The following is a 3,461-nucleotide window of genomic DNA, read 5'->3' as shown; positions in this document are numbered from 1 at the left end:
GCGGTTTGTGCAGTAGTACCGGTGGTGTAGATGTCATCACACAGAAGCAACCAGCGCTCCCGCTGGAGACCTTTGCCAAGACAAAAGGCATTCTCAAGGTTGGCTTGCCGCTCCCTCAGGGAGAGTTGAAACATGGATTGGGTCGCTCGCTGGCGGATTAACCCCTGCGGCGCAAGGGGTAGCTCAAGGGCACGACAAAAGCCCTCGGCAATGCGCACCGCTTGATTAAAACCGCGGCTTTGCAATTTGTCCCGATGAAGAGGAATGGGCACAATCTGCAAGGGGAGGTGCTGCGCTATCTTGGCTTCTAACCAACTGTGGGCCAGCCATTGGCCAAAAAGGGTTCCCAGTTCTGGATGGTTGTTGTATTTCATGGTGGCGATCGCCCGCTTTAAGTCCTGCTGATAGTACCCCCACGGAAACAGGGGCAGACTGCCCTGCCAGTAGCGTTGCCGCCGCTGCACTTCCCATGCTTTCAAGCGGCGTTCACAATCCCTACAGATTGTTTTGGGACTCACCCGGCCGCAACAGGGACAGGGCTGCTGCCACAGAAAGGAGAGGAGCGATCGCCACACCGCCGCATCCCCTAGCGTCTAACAGTAGGCACTAATATCCTCATGGCACTCCTCTGCCAAGTAGCAAAGGGCACGGTAACGCAACACCATCAACTCCTCATAGAGGGGATTCAGGTGGCACAGGGGCGGAATGTGAATATGCCATTTTGCAACCACAATATCGCGTTCAAAGGGACACCGGGCGGGGATCAAGCGGCATAGACGATGGGCAAGCTGGCGATCGTGCACTTCCAAATGTTCTAGCCATTGCCGTACCGGCCACAGAATTGTGCGGAGCAAACGGTGTCCCACCGTAAAAATCGTCATCAACTCAACACCTCAACTCAATCATTGAAGTTGGCAGCGAAAAACTTCTCCCTCACCCTATTTAAGAAGGTAGTTTCAATGAATTAAAACCATGTACTAAAAAGGGCAAGTTTATCGCTGCATTATATGGCCACAGGAGTGTTCTGATCCGCTTTAGAGCGCCCTTAGCGAGGCGCGACATCCCAGAGAAATCTCAATAAAAATCGCATCACGATAGACAATCTCCTTGCTTCCGAGAGATTTAGTAGCAGTGGATACATTTTTGAATTAAATGATAAGTTTGTATCCATCCTTATTCTAGTGATTTCTGTTGAAGTTGACGATGCGGTTTCCCGAAAAGTTGCCCTTGCAGCTACCGAAGCCCTTGGCAATGACTAAAGAAATACGGCTTTGGAATTCAAGAGGGAAGAGTGAGCATAATCTCGACCTTGGGCTAATATTTTCTTGGGGTATAATATAGAGCCGAGTAGCGCACGTTTCCCTTCCTAAGCTAATCTGCAATTAGAGTCTGGTATTGGGGAGCACTGGCATGTTCAAGAACATATTGATTCCAACGGATCTCCATGATGGCCTCCCCAAACTCACCCACTACCTTGAGGCGCTGAAAACAGCCGGTGCTCGCAAATTGATCTTTCTCCATGCCCGCCCTATTAACGAGGATGGCGATAAGCCCCGCCTGCGGGAGGAAAGACTACAACAGGTAAGGGACTTACTCCAAATTGATCCGGCGAGTATTCCCGCCGATCTCAAAGCAGAAGCAATCATCGAAAACCGCCGCCCCGCCGATGCTATTCTTGACGCTGTTGAGAAACATCAAGTTGACTTGGTACTGGCCAGCCGCCCCATTCGCAATCTATTGGATGAGAAGCTCTTTGGCAGTACAACCATTGAGGTGCTGCAACGGATTAAAGTGCCCGTCATGATCATGCGCCCGCAAGTGTTGTGGGTGATGACAACTGCAGAACTCAACCTCCGTTGCCAAAATCTCTTTCGCCACTTACTGGTGCCCTACGACCACAGTCCCTCTGCCCAACACCTGGTGCGACAACTGCGAGACGGCGTGAAAAAGCCCGATCAAGCCAGTATTGCCTCCTTGACCTTTTGCTGGATTATCAGTGATGCGGGCAAAGGAGAACTGGGAATTGGCGAGCAACGTCCAAAGGCTGAAAAAATTCTTGCCGACCTAAAGCAGGAATTTACCGGCTATGGCCTCAATGTTGAAACGGAGATCCGCTTTGGTAACCCTGTTGTTGAAGCTCAACTTGCTGCCTATGATCGCGACATCCATGGAATTGCTGTTTCCTCTGGTTCCGTCGGTAAAATTTGGGAACTCTCAATCCCCAGCTTTGCAGGAGAGATCATCCGCCGTTGCGTGTTTCCCGTAATTTATTTTCCCCCCGCTGGTCGCTAATTAATCAAAAGATGGGGCAGCAGAACTACCCCAAGGAATCTAGATCAAGGAATTTGGATCAAGCAGGCAATTAAACCTTAGCCGATAATTACCTCATGGGGTTCTTCCGATGCGGCAGCCTTCGCTGCTTTTTGCTCCATCATTTCTGAGCGGACTTCGGCGACGGCAGTCTGTGCCTTTTCATAGGCTTCAAAGGCTCACATTAAGCCCGACTTTGCCGCATTGCGAGCTTGCTCTGCCAAGTTGTGACCAGTCATGGAGTCAACAGCACCCACACCAGGGGCAAGCACGGCGAGTGGTTCCAAACCAAGTCACAGGGCTTCAAACTCTATTCTGCGGCATCCTCCAAAGGAAAAAATAATGATGAACATATCGCACCCATGATGGCAGAGGTGCAGAGAGGGCAATGTTCCCACTCGCTTAATCGCTCCCCGCAGACTCCTATGCAGGGCTGAGCCAAAAGATTAGCAGAGCTTGAGGGCAGTACTAGGCACCTCATCCCAAGAGGTCACAGTACGCAGGCGCACTTGCCAGCCGGCGGCTTTTTGTTCCGTCGTCAAGTTTTTTTCAAAGGACTGCACACACTCCCTCGCTTGGGCTTCATCACAACAGGCAATACAGGCATAAAGCAGGCCGGAGGGATCTACTTGTTCGCTCACCCAGATGGTTATCATTGCTCACTCCTTGGCACAGTGTGCCGATTTCACAGAACTATTCCCAGCCTAGGCGAAAGCCAGGGGAGTCGTCAGCCCTTCTTAACAGCACTTTAGGAGTACGGCCAATGCTGCCAGTAATTGCTCAATGTGCGCAGGGGTGTGATCGGCTCTTAGGGTGATGCGCAGACGACTAAAGGGCACAGTCGGTGGCCGCACGGCTGCCACCCAACATCCGGCATCTTGTAATTTCTGACCCCAGTGGAGGACGGTGGTGGGATCGGGAGCAGGCAGACAAAAAATTGGGGTCGGTAGCGGATGGGGCAAAACTGGGCAACCCAATTTTTGCAGTCCCTCTTCCAGTTGTTGGATGCGCTCTCGGAGGGCGTGGCGAAGGGAAGGATCTGCTTGGAGTTGCTCAAGGGCAGCAAGGGCAGCAGCGGTATCCGCCGCTGAGAGTCCGGTGCTATAGATCCACGTGCTGGCGCGGTGTTGCAGATAGGTGATCAGGTCTTG

The 3,461-nt window shown here is 52.0% G+C and carries 5 protein-coding genes; 1 reads left to right on the top strand and 4 read right to left on the bottom strand.

Features of this window, described 5'->3' with window-relative positions; all coding sequences use genetic code 11:
• Both Q0711_RS06345 and Q0711_RS06340 read right to left on the bottom strand, forming a co-directional pair.
• Positions 1 to 575: ComF family protein (locus Q0711_RS06345; RefSeq protein ID WP_298614724.1), on the bottom strand; the 575-nt coding region annotated here is incomplete at its 3' end.
• 18 nt (positions 576 to 593) lie between these two features.
• On the bottom strand, positions 594 to 881 hold the full coding sequence (locus tag Q0711_RS06340; protein WP_298614721.1) for a Mo-dependent nitrogenase C-terminal domain-containing protein: 288 nt from the start codon (positions 879 to 881) through the stop codon (positions 594 to 596).
• A gap of 529 nt (positions 882 to 1,410) precedes the next feature.
• Here Q0711_RS06340 and Q0711_RS06335 point away from each other — a divergent pair.
• Positions 1,411 to 2,292 (top strand): universal stress protein, encoded by an 882-nt coding sequence (locus Q0711_RS06335; RefSeq protein WP_298614719.1) that lies wholly within the window; start codon positions 1,411 to 1,413, stop codon positions 2,290 to 2,292.
• A gap of 464 nt (positions 2,293 to 2,756) precedes the next feature.
• On the opposite strand, the gene Q0711_RS06330 is transcribed toward Q0711_RS06335, so the two are convergent.
• Both Q0711_RS06330 and Q0711_RS06325 read right to left on the bottom strand, forming a co-directional pair.
• Entirely contained in the window at positions 2,757 to 2,963 is a 207-nt protein-coding gene (locus Q0711_RS06330) for a glycogen debranching protein (RefSeq protein WP_298614726.1), read from the bottom strand.
• Between the two features lie 84 nt (positions 2,964 to 3,047).
• On the bottom strand, positions 3,048 to 3,461 hold a 414-nt coding region (locus Q0711_RS06325), incomplete at its 5' end, for an aminotransferase class I/II-fold pyridoxal phosphate-dependent enzyme (RefSeq protein WP_299041980.1).

The organism is uncultured Thermosynechococcus sp. (assembly GCF_937958135.1).
Taxonomy (GTDB): Bacteria; Cyanobacteriota; Cyanobacteriia; order Thermosynechococcales; family Thermosynechococcaceae; genus Thermosynechococcus.
This window is presented reverse-complemented; position numbering and strand designations above follow the sequence as displayed.

What these genes read in the sequence shown, in the direction of transcription:
- Q0711_RS06335 (WP_298614719.1), top strand. Translation starts at nt 1,411, where the DNA reads ATGTTCAAGAACATATTGATTCCAACGGATCTCCATGATGGCCTCCCC.
- Q0711_RS06340 (WP_298614721.1), bottom strand. Translation starts at nt 881, where the DNA reads ATGACGATTTTTACGGTGGGACACCGTTTGCTCCGCACAATTCTGTGG.